Raw genomic sequence first — 15,569 nt, forward strand, 5'->3', positions numbered from 1 at the left:
ATCAACACGCGTTTGAAGTTGATTAAGCGCTCTGGCTACGGATTCACTAATTTTGAGCGATTCCGCCTCCGATGCCTAATCTGCTGGCATTTTTCTCCAACCGCTGCATAGTGATCCCAGGAGAGCCAACTATTTTTCGAACAGCAGCAGCATATTCTTTAAAAATTGACCTATCCAAGAAATAAGAATAAAACCTTACCTAGTTGACCTGATCAGCTAGATTCGTTACGGCGAGGGTATTTGACCGCAGGCTTACCCTAAAATCGCTCGCACCATCCCGATAGGCACTGGTCTGGCGTCAGGGGTACGCCCGATCGCCTGCAAGTGCCATATGGGCTGAGTGCACAAAAAGCCAATACCAGCTTATGGGTTGGCTGATGGATCACCAAAGTTCGCTTGTTTGGCGATAATGTTCAAAAACTTTCGTTTAGAGCGATCGGGTTCGTACCGGCTGTTTTCCCATTCGCTCACGGTTTCTCGACGCACACCTAACTCACTGGCAAATTGCTGCTGGCTTAGCCCCTTATACAGTCTTAGCGCTTTAATCGCATGGCCGCTCCAGTCAATTTCCCCATCCTTTACCTGAACGTTGTAGGTGGCCTGGAAGGTTTGAAAGGTAACGGTTTGCTGGGCTAAGTCAACCGCCTTAACCTGATAGCCTGCGTCAATCCAGGCTGCCCCCTGAAGGGCGATGATGCTGCCACGGTTACTCCACCAGTGTTTCTTTTTAAATGCTGAGGCAGGCAGCGAGCGTCCCATCAAGGCTTCAATTTCAGCAAAGGTTAGTGTGACTGCTACTTGCTTACAGCCTTGCAAATGCTCAAACAGTGGATAGTACTTGCTGCCGGGTTTGATGCTCATGGAAGGATTGACTAGACCCTAGTGAAACAGGCGGAAACACAAAGTCTAAGCATAGCTGGATATCAAAACCTGATTGCTCTAAGGTGTTGGCCAACCTATTGACCAACCGCTGCTATTACGTGAGTGAAGGGCATTTAGGGGGTACCTACAGAGGCAAAACACTTGACTCCCTATAATGCCTGAAAATAGTTGGCTTCTCTCACTTTGGAATTGTTTACAGAAATACCCGCATCTCTGTAAACAATTCATTCATTACACCAGCGATAGTTCTGGCTTTTGACCGGGTTTTACCAGGCTGGGGCGTTCAGTAGCAGGTTTGGTCATAAAATCCAATACCTTGCCCAAGTCATTGAACATCTTCGACTCAATATCGCGGCGATAGGCATCGACTACAGCGGTAGATCGAAAATAGTGCAGAGCATCGCTGAGATAGCGCACATGACGTTCTTCGTCCTGCAGTACCGACTCGATAGCGGCCCGTGTAGCGGTGAGTTGGTCGGGCAGAGCCTTGAGAATGCAGCGAAAGCCACGCACCCCTAGCTCCTCGGCTAGCAGCACGCTAGCCAGCAGGTCGGGCAAGGGGGCTACCGCCAGATCATCAACCTGGTGGTAACGCCGCATTGACGCTTCGCCTACGCTAGAGAGCGACTGCTGAGCCGCTTCACCGTCTAAATCAATAAAGTAGCCCTCTCGCTCGACGGCTTTGGTAAAAATTTGGGCATGGCGAACCTCGTCGCTAATATGGCGCTGCATTTGCTCGTCAAGCCAGACCGGAATTTCGGTCGCTTTGGCAGAGCGAATGTGGGCGACGGTACGGCTGCCTTCGGCCTCTTGCAGGGCCAATGAAGCAAACAGATGGGGCCGCCGCTGGGGATTAGCGGCGCTCTGGCTGTAGTAAATAGCGCTAAAGCCAATAAACAGAACGTGCTGGAGCATGGCTGGGGGTAGTTGGGTAATGGATCCTAGTAGCTATTGTAGAAACTTCTGGCGGTCTGTGCGCCCAACCAACCGTGCCAAACATTAAGCCGCAGCAACCTATGTCACTACGGCTTAATGCTTATACAAAGGACGTTGGGGACGGCAACAGACCCAACTATCACACCAGACTGGTTGAAACTAGCCGAATCACCAAGCCCCTAGGCTAAGTCATCCTCGTCATCTTCCATGTCAGCGCTTATCGTTGCCACCGGGGATGGCGATTCAACGGGAGTTAGAGGCTCAGCGGGGGCTGGCGGACCACTTGGGGTCGGAGGCTCAACTGGTGGGGGAGCAGGAGGGGCTGCCGGAGCCGGAGGAGCAGCGGAGACCAGAGGTTCTGGGGTTGGAATGCCCAACTGCTGGCGAGCCTGGGTTAACAGGTAGGATGTACCTGATTGAACAGTATCGAGCAGAGCTTTGCCGGTGGAGGTGATCGGCTGGGCATCGGCAGCGGGGTCTTTTTCACTGAGGCCGGTGTACCAGGCGCGGGTGCTGCGGCCCAGGCCCACGGCGGTGCGATAAAACCACTCACCGCCAACAAAGGTTAGGCAGATGACTAGCCACAGCAAAACGCCGACTTCGCGCAGAATGTCCCAGGTGCGGGTGAGAGCTTTTTTATAGATGCCGCCGGTATCGGCAGAAAATAATAGCTGGCTAACAACGTTAGCCTGTTCTTTAATCGTGTCCATAGGTGTCAATTCTCCAATGGCTGGGCGGGTAATGACGGCCTTGCATTTAGATAGTAGCCAAGGGTTTACGGAACAGTCATGCGGCTATGGGTAGGACAATGCCAGGCTAAGCTTCTTCGCTCCAGATTTTTTTAAGTACCTGGTCAGGGGTAATATCGGCTAGGGAGGCCGTGGCCGAAGTCAGGGTGACTAGGCGATCGCCCTCGGCACTGCCCGGCAGTGCGGTATCACTATTTGAAAGCAGCCCAACGGCATAGACGTTGAGGGCGTTCGCCAGCCCCAGCGGATAGCCTGCTACCGCCACCAGCAGGTTAGCGGCAGCCACCATCGACGCCGCCTGGCCTGGGGTTTCGGGCCGCAAAATCTTGAGATCGGGTAGAGCACTGGCGAGTTCGGCGGCCTGGGGCGCGGCACCGTCGATTTGCAACAGGGCCAGGGGCATACCCGGCTGGCGCTGCTGAAAATCTTTGAGAATGACAACCCAGCTATCGGTGGGGTAGGTGGTACCGCTAGAGGTAGGGCCAGGGTAGACCAATACGTAGCCGTTCTCAAGCCCCGTTCCCTGGCGCATAGACTCAACGGTGGTAAGGTCGCCACGGGGCACGTTCACCGCGAGGGCAGGGAGGGGACTGGTCACCTTGATTAGCCCGAGCAGATCGCTATAGTGGCCCGCCCCGGTGGCGCGAGGCACCGTAGCGGTGAGCAGCAAGTCGTTGGCAGCACCGCTATAGCCCAGACGAGTGGGCACCCCGCTCAGCCACAGCAGCAGGGCAATCGACCAGGAGTTGGTGAGGGTGAAGGCCACATCAAACTCGCGATCGCGCACGATACCGAGCAGGTTGGCCCAATCGGCAGGGCTATTGGGAGCCGCAAAGTTATAGGGCACAACCTCGGCAACCCCCTTGGAAAGCTGATAAATCGCCGTGGCGCTGGGAGCCGCGACCACAGAAACCTCGGCGTTTTCAAAGCTATTCTTGATTTGACTGATCACCGGAAAGAAACTCAGTTGAGTCTCCATTTCCCCTGGAACAAGAGCCAGTACCCGCATACATTACGTCCATGCCTGTTCGCAAGCTATTGTAATGGAACCTGGTCAAGGTTTAAGGGATATCTAGCTGACAAAATGCATTAAATTTCACCAAAGGGGATAATTATTCCCGATTTCCCTTAACCTCACTACCGCTATGACACCTGTTCATCTGCTCATCCCCGCCGCTGGTAGCGGTCGCCGCATGGGGGCCGATCGCAACAAGGTTTTGCTAGATCTACTCGGCCAGCCCATCATTGCCTGGACGCTACAGGCTGCCGACCAAGCCGAGGCCGTTGTTTGGATTGGGCTAGTCTGTCAGGCGGGCGATCGCCCCTTCCTCGCCGCCATTGCAGAGGCACTGCACCTGGCCAAGCCCATCCACCTCATTACCGGCGGCGACACCCGGCAGCAGTCGGTCTACAACGGCCTGCAAAGCCTGCCCCCAGAGGCTACTCGGGTGCTTATCCACGACGGGGCACGCTGCCTGGCCACCCCAGACCTATTCAACCGCTGCGCTGCGGCCCTAGACACCTGCCCCGGCCTGGTGGCGGCGGTGCCGGTCAAAGACACCATCAAAGTGGTAGACGCCGATCAGCGTATCGAGACCACCCCCGATCGCCAGCGCCTGTGGGCAGCCCAAACCCCCCAAGGGTTTGATGTCGCCCTGCTTAAAAAATGCCATCACCAGGGTATTGAGCTGGGCTGGAGCGTCACCGACGATGCCGCTCTGTTTGAGAAGAGCGAACTACCAGTGCTGGTCGTACCCGGCGAAGAAACCAACCTCAAGGTAACGACGCCCATGGATTTGGCGATCGCAAAATTTATACTAAAGCAGCGTCTAGGCTAGCCTAGACGCTGCTTATGGACAAGCTTTGAGGCCTTGGCCCAAAGACTTTAGAGGTCACCACCGCGTAGATACAGCAGAAACACAATCACTGGCCCAGCAATAACGATCATACCGAGCATCGTTAACTGGGCAATTAGCTCAAAGTTAATATTGCTTAAAATATTGCTCAGAAAGCTCATGGATCCTCCCAACACAAGGCGATTAGACTAAAGTAAGACTTGCTTTCGGTGCTTATTTTACCTGCTAACGCGGCACTCATTTTAGATAACTTAACAAAATTCTAAGGCAGCTCCCGCTGTCGTCGAAATGCTGGGCCAGATATAGCCCGAGGAGAAATCGATGACCACCTGGCAATGTGTGAAATTTTGCGGAGCGTGCTGCTTCTTGGCCCCCGACGAGCGCCCCGACCTGGAGTCATACTTAGATCCCGACCAGCTGGCGCTGTATCTCAGCATGGTAGGTGAAGACGGCTGGTGCGTTAACTATGATCAAAGCGATCGCATCTGCACCATCTATCCCGACCGGCCTGCCTTTTGCCGGGTGACGTTTAGCACCTTTGAGACCATGTTTGGCGTCGCCAGCGACGAGCTAGACGACTTCGCCATCGACTGCTGCCAGGAGCACATCGCCGATATTTACGGCGACGAGAGTGGTGAAATGGAGCGATTTAACCGGGCGGTTGGGGTGGAGGAGTAGGTGGGTGGATGGGTGGATGGGTGGATGAGTGAAGGAAGGTCGCTTTGGCGGCTGCGGGTTGCGATTTTGTGGCCGCTTGCAGATAATGAAAGCATTATGAAATATCCGGCGGCACTCAGCGGGTTTTACCTGGCTTGATCGAACCCGGCTGAATTGACTGTCTAAACTGACCTGCCGCTTATTGTTATTGTGTCTATCTCCAGCCCTGCTTCCCAGCCTACCACCGAGGCTAAGCCCGCTGAAACCATCAGTCGAGCCGCGTTTTGGCGGATTTTTGGCTCCACCTTTATCACTATTTTTTTGGCTGAGCTGGGCGACAAAACCCAGGTCGCTACGCTGCTCATGAGTGCCCAATCTCAGGCACCCCTGGTCGTCTTTTTGGGCGCTGGCACCGCTCTAGTCACCACCAGCTTGATTGGCGTGCTGCTGGGGCAGTGGTTGGCCCGCCGCGTGCCCCCCGCCACTCTCGACACCGCTGCTGGGGCCATGCTGCTGGGCATCACCGTCTGGCTCCTCTGGGATATTGTTCACCTCTAGCCCCTGGTCGCCCTCATCTCCTCACTCTCTCCACCCACTCATCTCCCCACCCATCCACTTATCTACCTATGGATTGGAACCTTCTCGCCCTCAGCTTTACCACTGTATTTATCTCAGAATTGGGAGATAAAAGTCAGCTGGCTGCGATCGCCCTCGGAGGTAGCTCCAATTCTCCCCGCGCCGTATTCTTCGGCACCGCTGCCGCTCTCCTACTGGCCAGCCTGCTCGGAGTGATCATTGGAGAAGGCACCGCCCAGATTTTGCCCGAGCGCCTAGTCAAGGCCGTAGCGGCGATCGGGTTTGCCCTGCTGGCCGTCAGGCTGCTGTGGCCGGGGGAAAACGCTGACTAGGTTATTTTGAGCGCCTGACCTAAAACTGGATGCGATCGATCACATCATGCAGCGTCTGCGCTGAGTGCTGCAAAAGCTCCTGTTCATGCTGACTCAGCGAGAGGTTCAGCCGCCGGGTTACGCCGAAGCGTCCCACCACCGCAGGCACGCTCAGACATACATCACTAACGCCAAAAATTTCATCCATAACGCAGCTCACCGTTAGCACCCGGTTTTGGTCGCGAATAATCGACTGCACAATTTGGGTGACGGCCAAACCCACGGCGTAGTTGGTATAGCCCTTGCGCTGAATGATTTCGTAGGCGGCATTTTTGGTCTGCTGAAAAATCTCATCCATCGCCTCGCGCTCGGCGGCGGGCATTCCCTCGTAGTAGAGAGGGGTGCCGCAGACATTGGCATGGCTCCAAAAAGGCACCTCGCTGTCACCGTGCTCGCCAATGATATAGGCATGCAGGCTGCGCGGATCAATCCCCAACCGCCGGGATAGTAGGTACCGAAACCGCCCTGTATCCAGCACGGTACCCGAGCCAAAAACGCGCGCCTTGGGTAGCCCTGACAGTTTCCAGGCCGCATAGGTCAGCACATCAACCGGGTTAGACACCAGCAGCAAAATGGCTTCCGGGCAGTGGGCCACAATGTCGGGGATCAGGTGCTTGAGAATTTCGACGTTCTTTTGCACCAGATCTAGGCGGGTTTCTCCTTCCTTCTGGGCCGCCCCGGCCGTGATAATCACCACATCGGCCCCGGCCCCATCGGCCATGGTGCCAGCCGTAATGGCTGTGGGTTCTACAAACGACATGCCCTGCTCTAGATCCATCACCTCGCCAATCAGCTTTTCCTGATTGATGTCTACGAGAACCAGTTCATCCAGCACGTTTTGAATCATCATGGCGTAGGCACAGGCCAAGCCTACCTGCCCCGCCCCCACAATCACCCCCTTCAGCGGTCTCAGCGGGTCGACGTGCAGATTGGGCAGCGGATTGGTGGCAAAAAGGCTATCAAACATAAGACATCCTGGTTTACGGGGCCAATGCCTTTAATAAACCACGGTGCTAGCCAATTGTCCTGTAGTTGGCACGTCAATCGGGGGCACAACTGGACGGGTTAGTTTTGAGCCGGTAGAGATGGGTCAGCGGCGACGATCGCCTGTCGGCTAGCCACCATTGCCTCTAGCTGGGCCTGGAGGTCTTTGGTTAGCTGCTGCGCCCCAGCCTTAAGCACCTCGGGAGTATCTTGCCCCTTGAGATAGCCCTGCACCAGCAGGGGTTCGCCAATGTGAATCTGGGCTGGGCAGCGCCAGTTTGGGTAGGCCTCGCCGTAGGAAATATCTACAGGTAAAACCTGCAACCCCAGGCCCGATTCAGCGGCCTCGGCCTGCACCGCCAGCCGGGCTAGACCGGGCTTTAGCCCGTGGACGCGGTCATCGCGGCGAATACCACCCTCAGGGTAGATCACCAGCATTTCGCCCTCTATCAACAGGTCAATGCCGTAGCGCAAGCTGGCCACCGTGGGCCGCCGCACATTGACCGCAAAGCCCCCCAACCGGCGAATAAACCAGCCCTGCAGGCCTTTGACCTCATCGGCGGTGACCATAAAGCGCAGGTCCCGCCCGGTGACATGTCGGCCAGTGGCAAAGGGCAGCAAAATAGAGTCCCAGCGAGCCCGATGGGTGGGAGCCAAAATAACCGGGCCTGCGGTGGGCACCCGATCTTGGCCAGTAATGGTGATAGCGCTAAAGTAAGCGGGCACCACCAGGTGCTGACCCAGAAAATAGGCCAGCGGGGTCAGCACGGGCGAACAGCGCGATCGCACAGGTGCAGTGGGCAAAGGCCCGCTCTCGGAGGCCATCGCGCCCCCCTTCGATTCGGCAGCAGACGATTCAGAGAACTCAGACGATTTCATAGGAAGGCGGATTGCAGAAGCCATGGTCAGCTAAACCCTATAGTGCCGATACCAGGTCTCCCCAGTGTGCCCGGTTTGGTGGCCTTACAGCCTACAGCCGGAAACAAAAGGGGGCTGGCCCTGGTCTATATCACCACCCTATAGCCCCTGCCTCTAGACGCGAACCCAGAGCAGGACAGTTCAGCCGGTGTCATGGTGAAAGGGTTTTGCGACGCTGCGCTTGGCGACGCTGCTGAAACCACCGCTGCAGCTGCTCGCGGCACGGTTCGGCCAAAATACCAGTCACAACCGGCAACCGATGGTTTGACGAAGGGGCATCGGGCAGGTTCAGAACCGATCGCACCGCTCCAGATTTGGGGTCGGCTGTACCATACACTAGCAGCCCCAGCCGACTCAAAACAATTGCCCCAGCGCACATCGGGCAAGGCTCTAGCGTGACGTAGAGCGTGCACTCGTTGAGATGCCAGTTGCCCAACTGGCGGGCCGCCTCTCGCAACGCCAGCACCTCGGCGTGGGCGGTGGGGTCTTGATCTTGCTCGCGGCGATTGCCCGCTTCCGCCAGCACCACGTCGCCAGGGCCAATCACCACGGCACCCACGGGCACATCGCCTGCGCTCCCCGCCAGGTCTGCCAGTTCTAGCGCCCGCAGCATCCAGCGACGGTGGCGCAGATCTAGCTCATCCTCCAGGGTAGGCGGGGGCATCTCGTAGGGCATAGCGGGGGCAAATCAAAATAATCTGGCCAGACTATTCAATCTAGCCAGATTATTTACAGTAAGACAACAGGTTGGGCCGATCACAAAGGCTAGGAAAGTGGCATTAGCCAGCGGTCAGGAGCCACCTAAACTGTCGAAAACCTAAGATCAGCCACGCTACCCAGGCGCGGCTTTGTCAGTAGGAGAGATAGCGCAGGTAGCAAGTAACCGAGCAAACGCCCATCTACCCATCTAAACTACACGTGCGCAAACAGAACCCGAAATCAAATGTAAGCCGAAATGTCTTCGCCGCACTCGTCGGCCAGGTAGCACAGAGCCCGAAACCGCAGCTCGACCAGTTCGTTGTAGAGGGGGTTGAGCTTGCACAGGGGTGGAATGTGGGCAACAGAGTGACCGCACAGCACGATATCGCGCTCAAAGGGGCACTGGGCCGGAATGAGTTCGGCTACCTTACGGGCTCGACGTGGCGTTTCAACTCGCAGGTGGCTAACCCACTGACGTAGCGGCCGAAACAGATCTAAATTTAGAGTGCGACCTGTAGCGCGGAGATTCTGACTGAGAGTAGACATCAAGCGTTTCATAATTAAACCTCTCGCAAGTCCAACAATTGAGACTGTCTGAGAAAACATCAAGCATTGAGCTGGACTTGACATAAAAACTCAATACTTGACCAGAGGAACATAGAGACAACAAAAGACCTTAGTGAAGCCTTTGCTCAAGCTAAAGAATTCCCTCAGACATCAGGTAAAGCATCAGCAAAGCTCTCTTCTTTTCAACTAAAGCTCCAGTAAAGAGAACCTTCAACAGACTGAGATAAAATTCCGGAAAGGTCTGTGATATATGGGTCGTAAGGCATCAAGGGCTTCCTCTGGCGCGTTCCTCTAGGCACTATTTTCAAGTAGTTTTACCGATCCTGCCTGTAGTTAATTATTTCAAGCAGGCCTGGCTTTTTGCGTAAAAGCCATGACACTTTTGCAACCGGGCAGAAATACCCAATATCATCGCGCCAGGAATCGTTTTTTTGTATAGAACGCTACTCAATGCTCAATCTGATACCATCAGCGGTGATTGAGTTGATGGCATAAGAATCAATGGCTAAATATGTAATGTGGGGCACTTACTGCGAGAACGTGCTCGAAAAGCGTGCCCCCTACCGAGCAGAGCATCTGCAGGGGTTGCAGCAGCAAAAAGACAGCGGTGCGCTGGTCGCCCTTGGCCCCACCGTCGATAACACCAAAGTGTTTGGCATCTACGAGGCCGAAAGCGAGGCGGCGGTGCGCCAGCTCGTAGAGAGCGACCCCTACTGGCAAAATGGCATTTGGACGGGCTACGAGGTCTACGCCTGGAACCAGGTGTTTTGAGGAGCACAGAGGTTTTCCCAGCCGTTGGGCTACGCTGGCGACCATTTCCCATTAGAATAGCTTCGTTCGGGTTCATCGCCCAGGGCATAGTTCCCCAGTAGCGTGGTTCAGTGAGGTGCCGTGGCTAAGTTAGCTCCTACCCAAGTCGAGCAGCTCCAGAGCATCGGGGCGTATCTGCGCCAGGTGCGACAAGAGCAGGGGTTGTCCATTGATACGCTGGCCAATCAGATCTTTATCCGCCCAGCCCTGCTACAGGCACTGGAGTCTGGGCAAGACGCTGCACTACCTGAACCCGTTTTTATTCAGGGATTTATTCGCCGCTACGCCGAAGCCCTGGGCTTAGATGGCCAGACTATTTCTAAAGAATTTCGGGTAACGCCAGTCGACGTAATGCCCACCCCAGAGCTAGTCGAGCGGGCCGATAGCAACGGTGCTGTATCACAACCAGAGCCTCGCCCCAGCCCGCAGGTTGCAGAGAAAGCTTCAGCCATTCCTATAGATCGTTCTTTACCACGATCGCCGCTGCCGCTGCTGCTGAGCCTGGGGGCGCTGGCGCTGGTCCTGGGCCTGGGGGCCTGGGGCCTGTTTGGTCGTGATAGCGCTACCTCTCGGGCTGGCGATCTAGGGGCTGAACCTGCGATCGATGCGCCTGAACCGACTGCTGATGCACCAGTTCTCGATCCTGACAATGCCGATGCTGACACCGCAGCTGAATCCTTAGAAGCTTTGGACGATAGCCCCAGCGCGCCTCAAGAGGCCCCCGTGGTAGTGAGCGCTAATTTGAGCGATCGCGCCTGGCTGAGCGTTGTCGCCGACGGTGAAAATGTCTATGAAGGCATTGCCGAGAGTGGCTTTGAAGAAACCTGGACTGCCCAGAGTAGCCTGGTCTTTAGAACCGGCAACGCGGGCGGGGTAGAGCTGTCGGTAAATGGCGATCGGGCCGTGGTATTGGGCAACGCTGGGATGGTTAGAACGCTAACCCTAACCCCTGATTCTGACCTGGAAACGGTTGAATCACCCTGAGTATTGCTTTAGCCCTGAGCACCAATACCCCTAAATTATGGGCCTACAATAGAAGCGACCCTCCTACTGTTCAACCGCTCGACCTATGACACCGCCCACCGAGCTTGAGACCGCCGCTACCCAGACGGCTTCCGGTGCCGCTGCCAACCCGGCGGTTGACCTCGACGATGTTCCCTACGATGTCGAGATGTCGCTGTTTGACCATCTGGAAGAACTGCGACGGCGCATTTTTTACAGCCTGATTGCAGTGGTGCTGGCCATTGTGGCTTGCTTTTGGCAGGTGAAGCCCATTGTGGCCCTGCTGGAGGTACCGGCCCAGGGGGTCAAATTTTTGCAGCTATCACCGGGGGAGTACTTTTTTGTCTCCTTTAAGGTGGCGGGCTACAGCGGATTGGTGGCAGCCAGCCCGTTTATTCTTTACCAGATTGTGCTGTTTGTGCTGCCCGGACTGACCCGCCGCGAGCGACGGCTGATCGGGCCGCTAGTGCTGGGGTCGAGCGTGCTGTTTTTTGCGGGGCTGCTGTTTGCCTACGTAGCCCTGATTCCGGCAGCGCTCAATTTCTTTATTAGCTACGGGGCCGATGTGGTCGAGCAGCTGTGGTCGATCGATCGCTACTTTGAGTTTGTGCTGCTGCTGCTGTTTAGTACCGGGCTAGCCTTTCAAATTCCAATTTTGCAGATGCTGCTGGGGCTGCTGGGCATTGTCAACTCTGAGCAAATGATTAAGGGTTGGCGCTACGTGCTGCTAGGAGCAGCTGTACTGGGGGCCGTACTGACCCCCTCGACCGATCCGGTGACCCAGAGCCTGCTGGCGGGGGCGGTGCTGTTTCTCTACTTTGGCGGCATTGGGCTGGTCAAGGCGATCGGTCGATAACGGCTTAACCGGCTTGGGGTTTAGGGTGAGGTGCAGCTTTGAACCCTAAACCCGCTAGCTCTCGCCATTCCCGTGGCTTTAAACGTCCCACTTTAGCCGTCCAGTGCCGACAAGGCAGGCTGGGGCGATCGCCCCTTCTTCCTGAGTATGAATCACCAGCGATACCGCGTCCACAATCAGCGCTGCAAGCAGCAGCACCTCATTGCCAAACAGCTTTGGCCCTGCCCAAAGGGTGGCAAATTCGAGCAGTGAAAAAGCTGTTTATGTATGTTGTATGGCTAAGGGCGGGGGTGCAGAAATAGGGGCACAACCGTGCTAGACCCTTGAGGCATAAAGCTATCGACGGCTGAAGATTCTTATAATGAATCAACGTAGTTCTGCCCCAGGGGTTGCCATGTCAACGCAACGACCCAAGCCCGAGTCGCGCCGTGACGTGCTCAAATATTTTGGTCTTTTAGCAGGGGCGGCTGCGTTGCCCGCATCCCTGCGGGCCTTTGGCACACAGATGGGCTTTTCAAGCCGCCTGGGACCGGCGCTATCGGCGCTGCCTATGGATATGGCTGAAGCTACGCCGCTGGCCGCCGCTAGCCTCAGCCCCCATCGGGTGGCGCTGGTCAAAACGACCGACCGGGCTGCCGGAGTGCGTCAGGCGATCGCCCTGCTGAACCCCCCCAGCTTCAGCGGCAAGACTGTTTTCATCAAGCCCAACTACAATACTGGCGATCCGGCCCCGGCCTCCACCGACCCAGTGGTGCTAGAAACCCTGGTGCAGGAGATTCAGCAGGCTGGGGCCACGGCTATTACAGTGGGCGATCGCTCGGGTATGGCCGCCACCCGTGCCGCGATGACCCAGCAGCAAGTGTTTGCCCTGGCTGAGCGCTATGGCTTTAACGCCCTCGTCTTTGACGACCTGGGCCGCGACGACTGGCAATATTTTGAGGCGGCAGGCACCAACTGGTCGCAGGGGTTTGCGATCGCCCGCCCCATTCTCAATGCCGATGCGATCGTCAACGTCTGCTGCCTCAAGACCCACCGCTTTGGTGGTCACTTTACCCTGTCGCTGAAAAACTCAATTGGCATGGTGGCTCGCCGGGTGCCGGGCGATGGGCACGACTACATGCGCGAGCTGCACCGCTCGGCCAATCAGCGGCTAATGATTGCCGAAGTCAACCGCGCCTATCGCCCGGCCCTGGTGGTGGTGGATGGGGTCGATGCCTTTGTGGGCGGCGGTCCCGAGCAGGGGCAAAAAGTACGGGCAGGCGTTATGCTGGCCAGCACCGATCGCATTGCCATTGATGCAATCGGCATTGCCCTGCTGCGAAAGCTGGGTACAACGCGCGACGTGTCGAGCGGGTCGATTTGGCAGCAGGCGCAGATTCGCCGAGCGGCGGATCTCGGCTTGGGCGCGACCCAACCCGCCCAGATTGAACTGGTGACGGCGGATGGAGCCAGCGCCCAGATGGCGGACGAGATTCGCCAGTTTCTAACCTAGTCTGCTGAAATTTCTTTTCTTCCGCGAGTTGTGTAGCGGGAGCTAGTACTCTGAGGCGGAAGTTTAGGGACTATTTCTGCAGGCTAGGGAGCAGGGGAGCTAGGGAGCCAAGCGCGCCAAAACGGTGGATATATTTCAGCCTTCGAGTACTAGAGGAGCGAAAGGCAGGCTTGGGCGATCGCCCATTCTTCCTGGGTATGAATCACCAGCGATCGCACCCTAGAATCCTGATTGGCAATATCCTGATCCTCCTTAGCTCGGCTCAGGTCTTCCTTGAGCCGCAGCCCCAAAAACTCAAACGGTGCGCAGGCCTGCTGCCACACCATTGGGCTATTTTCGCCAATGCCAGCGGTGAAGACCACCACATCCAGTCCGCCCAGGCTGGCGATCATTCCGCCCATGTCGCGGCGCAGGCGATGAATAAAGGTATCAAAGGCCAGCTGAGCCTGGGCATTACCCTGCTCCATCGCCTCAGTCACCGATCGCATGTCATTCGACTGGCCCGACAGCCCTTTCAGACCAGACTCTTTATTCAGCAGTTGGTCGAGCTGGTCGGCGCTGTAGCCCTGGCGCATCAGGTAAATGAGAATGCCGGGGTCCACGCTGCCCGAGCGACTGCCCATCATCAACCCATCCAGCGGCGTAAAGCCCATGGTGGTGTCGATACTAATGCCGCCCTTGACCGCCGCCAGCGAGCAGCCATTGCCCAGGTGACAGGTGAGAATCTTGAGGTCAGCGATATTCCTTCCCACCATATCGGCGGCCCGTTGAGCCACGTACTGGTGGCTAATGCCGTGGAACCCGTAGCGGCGAATGCCCTGCTCGACCCAGGCGTAGGGGCCGGGATAGGTGGCGGCGGCCTCGGGCATGCGGGCATGAAAGGCGGTATCGAACACGGCCACCTGGGGCACGTTACCCAAAATGCCCTCTAGCGCCTCAATGCCCTGGAGGTTGGCCGGGTTGTGGGCCGGAGCCAGCGGAATCAGCCGCTGAATCGCGGCTTTAACCTGATCGTCAATGCGCACGCTGTCAATGTACTCGCGCCCGCCGTGCACCACGCGGTGGCCGACAGCATCGATAGCTGAAAGGCTCTCTAACACCTGGGTTGGTCCGTCTACCAACGTTTTCACCATTGCCTCAAGGCCTGCGGCTTTGTCGGCAACGGGCAGCACCTGCTGAATCGATTCTCCTGCACCGCTGGCGGAGAGTTCTACCTTGTCCTGCTGATGGGTCCAGTCGAGGGCGGCGCGCCAGAGTGGTTGGGGCGCAGCGCTCTCGGCTCCCTGACTGAGGTCAAACAAGCAGCTTTTGTGGCTGCTCGATCCGGCATTGAGCACGAGAATTTTCATGGTTTCAGCTAGGTACCCGGTCTCGAATCTAGCTCCTCGGGCAAATGGGAGCGATCGCCGTGTTTGGCCAGCATTGGCCCGTGCTGGTCGAACCGGACCAGACTGAGCGAAGCAACAGGCAGCTCGATGCGATCGCGGTACCGACCGCTATCGATACCCAAAAGATTGCAGAGAATCAGCCGAATCGTGGTCTTGTGCGACACAATCAGCACGTTGCCGGAGCTGTGGTTGGCCTCAATTTCGGCAATTACTAGGGCGGCGCGGCTGGCCACCTGTACCCCCGTTTCTCCTCCGGTGGGCGGGTTCCAGGCGGGTTCGGCCAGCCAGCGAACGTAGTCTTTGCTGTAGCGGCGCTCCACCTCCTCGTGGGTTTGGCCTTCCCATTCGCCAAAGTACATTTCCTTCAGCCCGTCGCGCTGCTCCATCGTCAGGCCCGTTGCTTTGCAAATGGGGGTAGCGGTGACTACGGTGCGCCGCAGCGGGCTGGCATAGATAGCCTGCCAGGGTAGGCGCTGGTATTTGTCGGCAAAGGCCTGCGCCATGGCCAGGCCTGAGTCGGTCAGCTCCGGGTTAGACAGGCCGCAGTAGGTGCCGGTCTGGCTCGATTCGGTTTCGCCGTGGCGCAGAAAGTAGAGGTTGAGAGACATGGGGAAGAGAAACGTTAAGGAAAACGGGCGATCATTGCCTTTCTATCGTCCTTGCCGACTCGATCGCTGGCATCCCCCCTTAGGTAACCTCAGTTCGGTATAGCGCCATCCCCTCCTTTGGAGGGGTGCCCGTAGGGCGGGGTGGGTTCAAAACGGCTACAGCAGGTAATCAGCTGCATAGGGTGATGTTCCGCCGCTAGCCCCGACTGACCCACCCC

Annotated in this window: 20 protein-coding genes; 9 read left to right on the plus strand and 11 right to left on the minus strand. The window is 56.9% G+C overall.

The window, feature by feature from the left end; translation table 11 throughout:
• Positions 1 to 111: transposase (locus tag IQ273_RS20285; protein ID WP_194021999.1), on the plus strand; the 111-nt coding region annotated here is incomplete at its 5' end.
• Between the two features lie 252 nt (positions 112 to 363).
• Here IQ273_RS20285 and IQ273_RS20290 read toward each other — a convergent pair.
• From IQ273_RS20290 to IQ273_RS20305, 4 genes are all read right to left on the minus strand, one after another.
• Complete coding sequence (locus IQ273_RS20290) at positions 364 to 861, minus strand: DNA-binding transcriptional regulator (RefSeq protein ID WP_194024979.1); 498 nt, start codon at positions 859 to 861, stop codon at positions 364 to 366.
• 252 nt (positions 862 to 1,113) lie between these two features.
• Positions 1,114 to 1,797, minus strand: coding sequence for a ferritin-like domain-containing protein (locus IQ273_RS20295; protein WP_194024980.1), 684 nt, complete (start codon positions 1,795 to 1,797; stop codon positions 1,114 to 1,116).
• A 200-nt stretch (positions 1,798 to 1,997) separates the two neighbouring features.
• The gene (locus tag IQ273_RS20300) at positions 1,998 to 2,528 is read right to left on the minus strand and encodes a hypothetical protein (protein ID WP_194024981.1); all 531 of its coding nucleotides are present in this window, start codon (positions 2,526 to 2,528) and stop codon (positions 1,998 to 2,000) included.
• Between the two features lie 106 nt (positions 2,529 to 2,634).
• The gene (locus IQ273_RS20305; RefSeq protein WP_194024982.1) at positions 2,635 to 3,546 is read right to left on the minus strand and encodes a glycosyltransferase family 9 protein; all 912 of its coding nucleotides are present in this window, start codon (positions 3,544 to 3,546) and stop codon (positions 2,635 to 2,637) included.
• Between the two features lie 166 nt (positions 3,547 to 3,712).
• Between IQ273_RS20305 and ispD the strand changes: the two genes are divergently transcribed.
• Entirely contained in the window at positions 3,713 to 4,405 is a 693-nt protein-coding gene (gene ispD, locus IQ273_RS20310; RefSeq protein ID WP_194024983.1) for a 2-C-methyl-D-erythritol 4-phosphate cytidylyltransferase, read from the plus strand.
• A 47-nt stretch (positions 4,406 to 4,452) separates the two neighbouring features.
• On the opposite strand, the gene psb30 is transcribed toward ispD, so the two are convergent.
• Entirely contained in the window at positions 4,453 to 4,584 is a 132-nt protein-coding gene (gene psb30 / locus IQ273_RS20315) for a photosystem II reaction center protein Ycf12/Psb30 (RefSeq protein WP_194024984.1), read from the minus strand.
• 160 nt (positions 4,585 to 4,744) lie between these two features.
• Between psb30 and IQ273_RS20320 the strand changes: the two genes are divergently transcribed.
• From IQ273_RS20320 to IQ273_RS20330, 3 genes are all read left to right on the plus strand, one after another.
• A complete protein-coding gene (locus IQ273_RS20320) occupies positions 4,745 to 5,101 on the plus strand; it encodes a YkgJ family cysteine cluster protein (RefSeq protein WP_194024985.1) in 357 nt (118 codons plus the stop codon).
• A gap of 195 nt (positions 5,102 to 5,296) precedes the next feature.
• Positions 5,297 to 5,638, plus strand: a complete 342-nt coding sequence (locus IQ273_RS34900) for a TMEM165/GDT1 family protein (protein ID WP_397198300.1) — start codon at positions 5,297 to 5,299, stop codon at positions 5,636 to 5,638.
• Between the two features lie 68 nt (positions 5,639 to 5,706).
• Positions 5,707 to 5,988, plus strand: coding sequence for a TMEM165/GDT1 family protein (locus tag IQ273_RS20330; RefSeq protein ID WP_194024986.1), 282 nt, complete (start codon positions 5,707 to 5,709; stop codon positions 5,986 to 5,988).
• A gap of 19 nt (positions 5,989 to 6,007) precedes the next feature.
• On the opposite strand, the gene IQ273_RS20335 is transcribed toward IQ273_RS20330, so the two are convergent.
• From IQ273_RS20335 to IQ273_RS20350, 4 genes are all read right to left on the minus strand, one after another.
• A complete protein-coding gene (locus IQ273_RS20335) occupies positions 6,008 to 6,931 on the minus strand; it encodes an L-lactate dehydrogenase (RefSeq protein WP_194024997.1) in 924 nt (307 codons plus the stop codon).
• A gap of 161 nt (positions 6,932 to 7,092) precedes the next feature.
• Positions 7,093 to 7,890 carry a 1-acyl-sn-glycerol-3-phosphate acyltransferase gene (locus IQ273_RS20340; protein ID WP_194024987.1) on the minus strand — a complete coding sequence of 266 codons (798 nt, stop codon included), beginning with the start codon at positions 7,888 to 7,890 and terminating at the stop codon, positions 7,093 to 7,095.
• 190 nt (positions 7,891 to 8,080) lie between these two features.
• Entirely contained in the window at positions 8,081 to 8,605 is a 525-nt protein-coding gene (tadA, locus tag IQ273_RS20345) for a tRNA adenosine(34) deaminase TadA (RefSeq protein WP_194024988.1), read from the minus strand.
• A 263-nt stretch (positions 8,606 to 8,868) separates the two neighbouring features.
• On the minus strand, positions 8,869 to 9,186 hold the full coding sequence (locus IQ273_RS20350) for a Mo-dependent nitrogenase C-terminal domain-containing protein (RefSeq protein ID WP_194024989.1): 318 nt from the start codon (positions 9,184 to 9,186) through the stop codon (positions 8,869 to 8,871).
• Positions 9,187 to 9,696: 510 nt separating this feature from the next.
• On the opposite strand from IQ273_RS20350, the gene IQ273_RS20355 reads away from it, so the two are divergent.
• The 4 genes from IQ273_RS20355 (at position 9,697) to IQ273_RS20370 (ending at position 13,355) form a co-directional block, all read left to right on the plus strand.
• Complete coding sequence (locus IQ273_RS20355; protein WP_194024990.1) at positions 9,697 to 9,966, plus strand: YciI family protein; 270 nt, start codon at positions 9,697 to 9,699, stop codon at positions 9,964 to 9,966.
• Positions 9,967 to 10,086: 120 nt separating this feature from the next.
• Positions 10,087 to 10,989 (plus strand): helix-turn-helix domain-containing protein, encoded by a 903-nt coding sequence (locus IQ273_RS20360; RefSeq protein ID WP_194024991.1) that lies wholly within the window; start codon positions 10,087 to 10,089, stop codon positions 10,987 to 10,989.
• A gap of 85 nt (positions 10,990 to 11,074) precedes the next feature.
• Entirely contained in the window at positions 11,075 to 11,863 is a 789-nt protein-coding gene (gene tatC / locus IQ273_RS20365; protein ID WP_194024992.1) for a twin-arginine translocase subunit TatC, read from the plus strand.
• 394 nt (positions 11,864 to 12,257) lie between these two features.
• Complete coding sequence (locus IQ273_RS20370) at positions 12,258 to 13,355, plus strand: DUF362 domain-containing protein (protein ID WP_194024993.1); 1,098 nt, start codon at positions 12,258 to 12,260, stop codon at positions 13,353 to 13,355.
• 149 nt (positions 13,356 to 13,504) lie between these two features.
• On the opposite strand, the gene IQ273_RS20375 is transcribed toward IQ273_RS20370, so the two are convergent.
• Together IQ273_RS20375 and IQ273_RS20380 are read right to left on the minus strand one after the other, a co-directional pair.
• Positions 13,505 to 14,704: an acetate kinase gene (locus tag IQ273_RS20375; RefSeq protein ID WP_194024994.1), complete on the minus strand. Its 1,200-nt coding sequence runs from the start codon at positions 14,702 to 14,704 to the stop codon at positions 13,505 to 13,507.
• Positions 14,705 to 14,712: 8 nt separating this feature from the next.
• Entirely contained in the window at positions 14,713 to 15,351 is a 639-nt protein-coding gene (locus IQ273_RS20380; protein WP_194024995.1) for a histidine phosphatase family protein, read from the minus strand.
• Positions 15,352 to 15,569 lie beyond the last annotated feature (218 nt).

Source organism: Nodosilinea sp. LEGE 07298, from assembly GCF_015207265.1.
Classification (GTDB): Bacteria; Cyanobacteriota; Cyanobacteriia; order Phormidesmidales; family Phormidesmidaceae; genus Nodosilinea.

Coding starts and splice junctions, on each gene's coding strand:
- IQ273_RS20290 (WP_194024979.1), bottom strand. CDS start 861: ATGAGCATCAAACCCGGCAGCAAGTACTATCCACTGTTTGAGCATTTG.
- IQ273_RS20295 (WP_194024980.1), bottom strand. CDS start 1,797: ATGCTCCAGCACGTTCTGTTTATTGGCTTTAGCGCTATTTACTACAGC.
- IQ273_RS20300 (WP_194024981.1), bottom strand. CDS start 2,528: ATGGACACGATTAAAGAACAGGCTAACGTTGTTAGCCAGCTATTATTT.
- IQ273_RS20305 (WP_194024982.1), bottom strand. CDS start 3,546: ATGGAGACTCAACTGAGTTTCTTTCCGGTGATCAGTCAAATCAAGAAT.
- ispD (WP_194024983.1), top strand. CDS start 3,713: ATGACACCTGTTCATCTGCTCATCCCCGCCGCTGGTAGCGGTCGCCGC.
- psb30 (WP_194024984.1), bottom strand. CDS start 4,584: ATGAGCTTTCTGAGCAATATTTTAAGCAATATTAACTTTGAGCTAATT.
- IQ273_RS20320 (WP_194024985.1), top strand. CDS start 4,745: ATGACCACCTGGCAATGTGTGAAATTTTGCGGAGCGTGCTGCTTCTTG.
- IQ273_RS20330 (WP_194024986.1), top strand. CDS start 5,707: ATGGATTGGAACCTTCTCGCCCTCAGCTTTACCACTGTATTTATCTCA.
- IQ273_RS20340 (WP_194024987.1), bottom strand. CDS start 7,890: ATGAAATCGTCTGAGTTCTCTGAATCGTCTGCTGCCGAATCGAAGGGG.
- tadA (WP_194024988.1), bottom strand. CDS start 8,605: ATGCCCTACGAGATGCCCCCGCCTACCCTGGAGGATGAGCTAGATCTG.
- IQ273_RS20350 (WP_194024989.1), bottom strand. CDS start 9,186: ATGAAACGCTTGATGTCTACTCTCAGTCAGAATCTCCGCGCTACAGGT.
- IQ273_RS20355 (WP_194024990.1), top strand. CDS start 9,697: ATGGCTAAATATGTAATGTGGGGCACTTACTGCGAGAACGTGCTCGAA.
- tatC (WP_194024992.1), top strand. CDS start 11,075: ATGACACCGCCCACCGAGCTTGAGACCGCCGCTACCCAGACGGCTTCC.
- IQ273_RS20370 (WP_194024993.1), top strand. CDS start 12,258: ATGTCAACGCAACGACCCAAGCCCGAGTCGCGCCGTGACGTGCTCAAA.
- IQ273_RS20375 (WP_194024994.1), bottom strand. CDS start 14,704: ATGAAAATTCTCGTGCTCAATGCCGGATCGAGCAGCCACAAAAGCTGC.
- IQ273_RS20380 (WP_194024995.1), bottom strand. CDS start 15,351: ATGTCTCTCAACCTCTACTTTCTGCGCCACGGCGAAACCGAATCGAGC.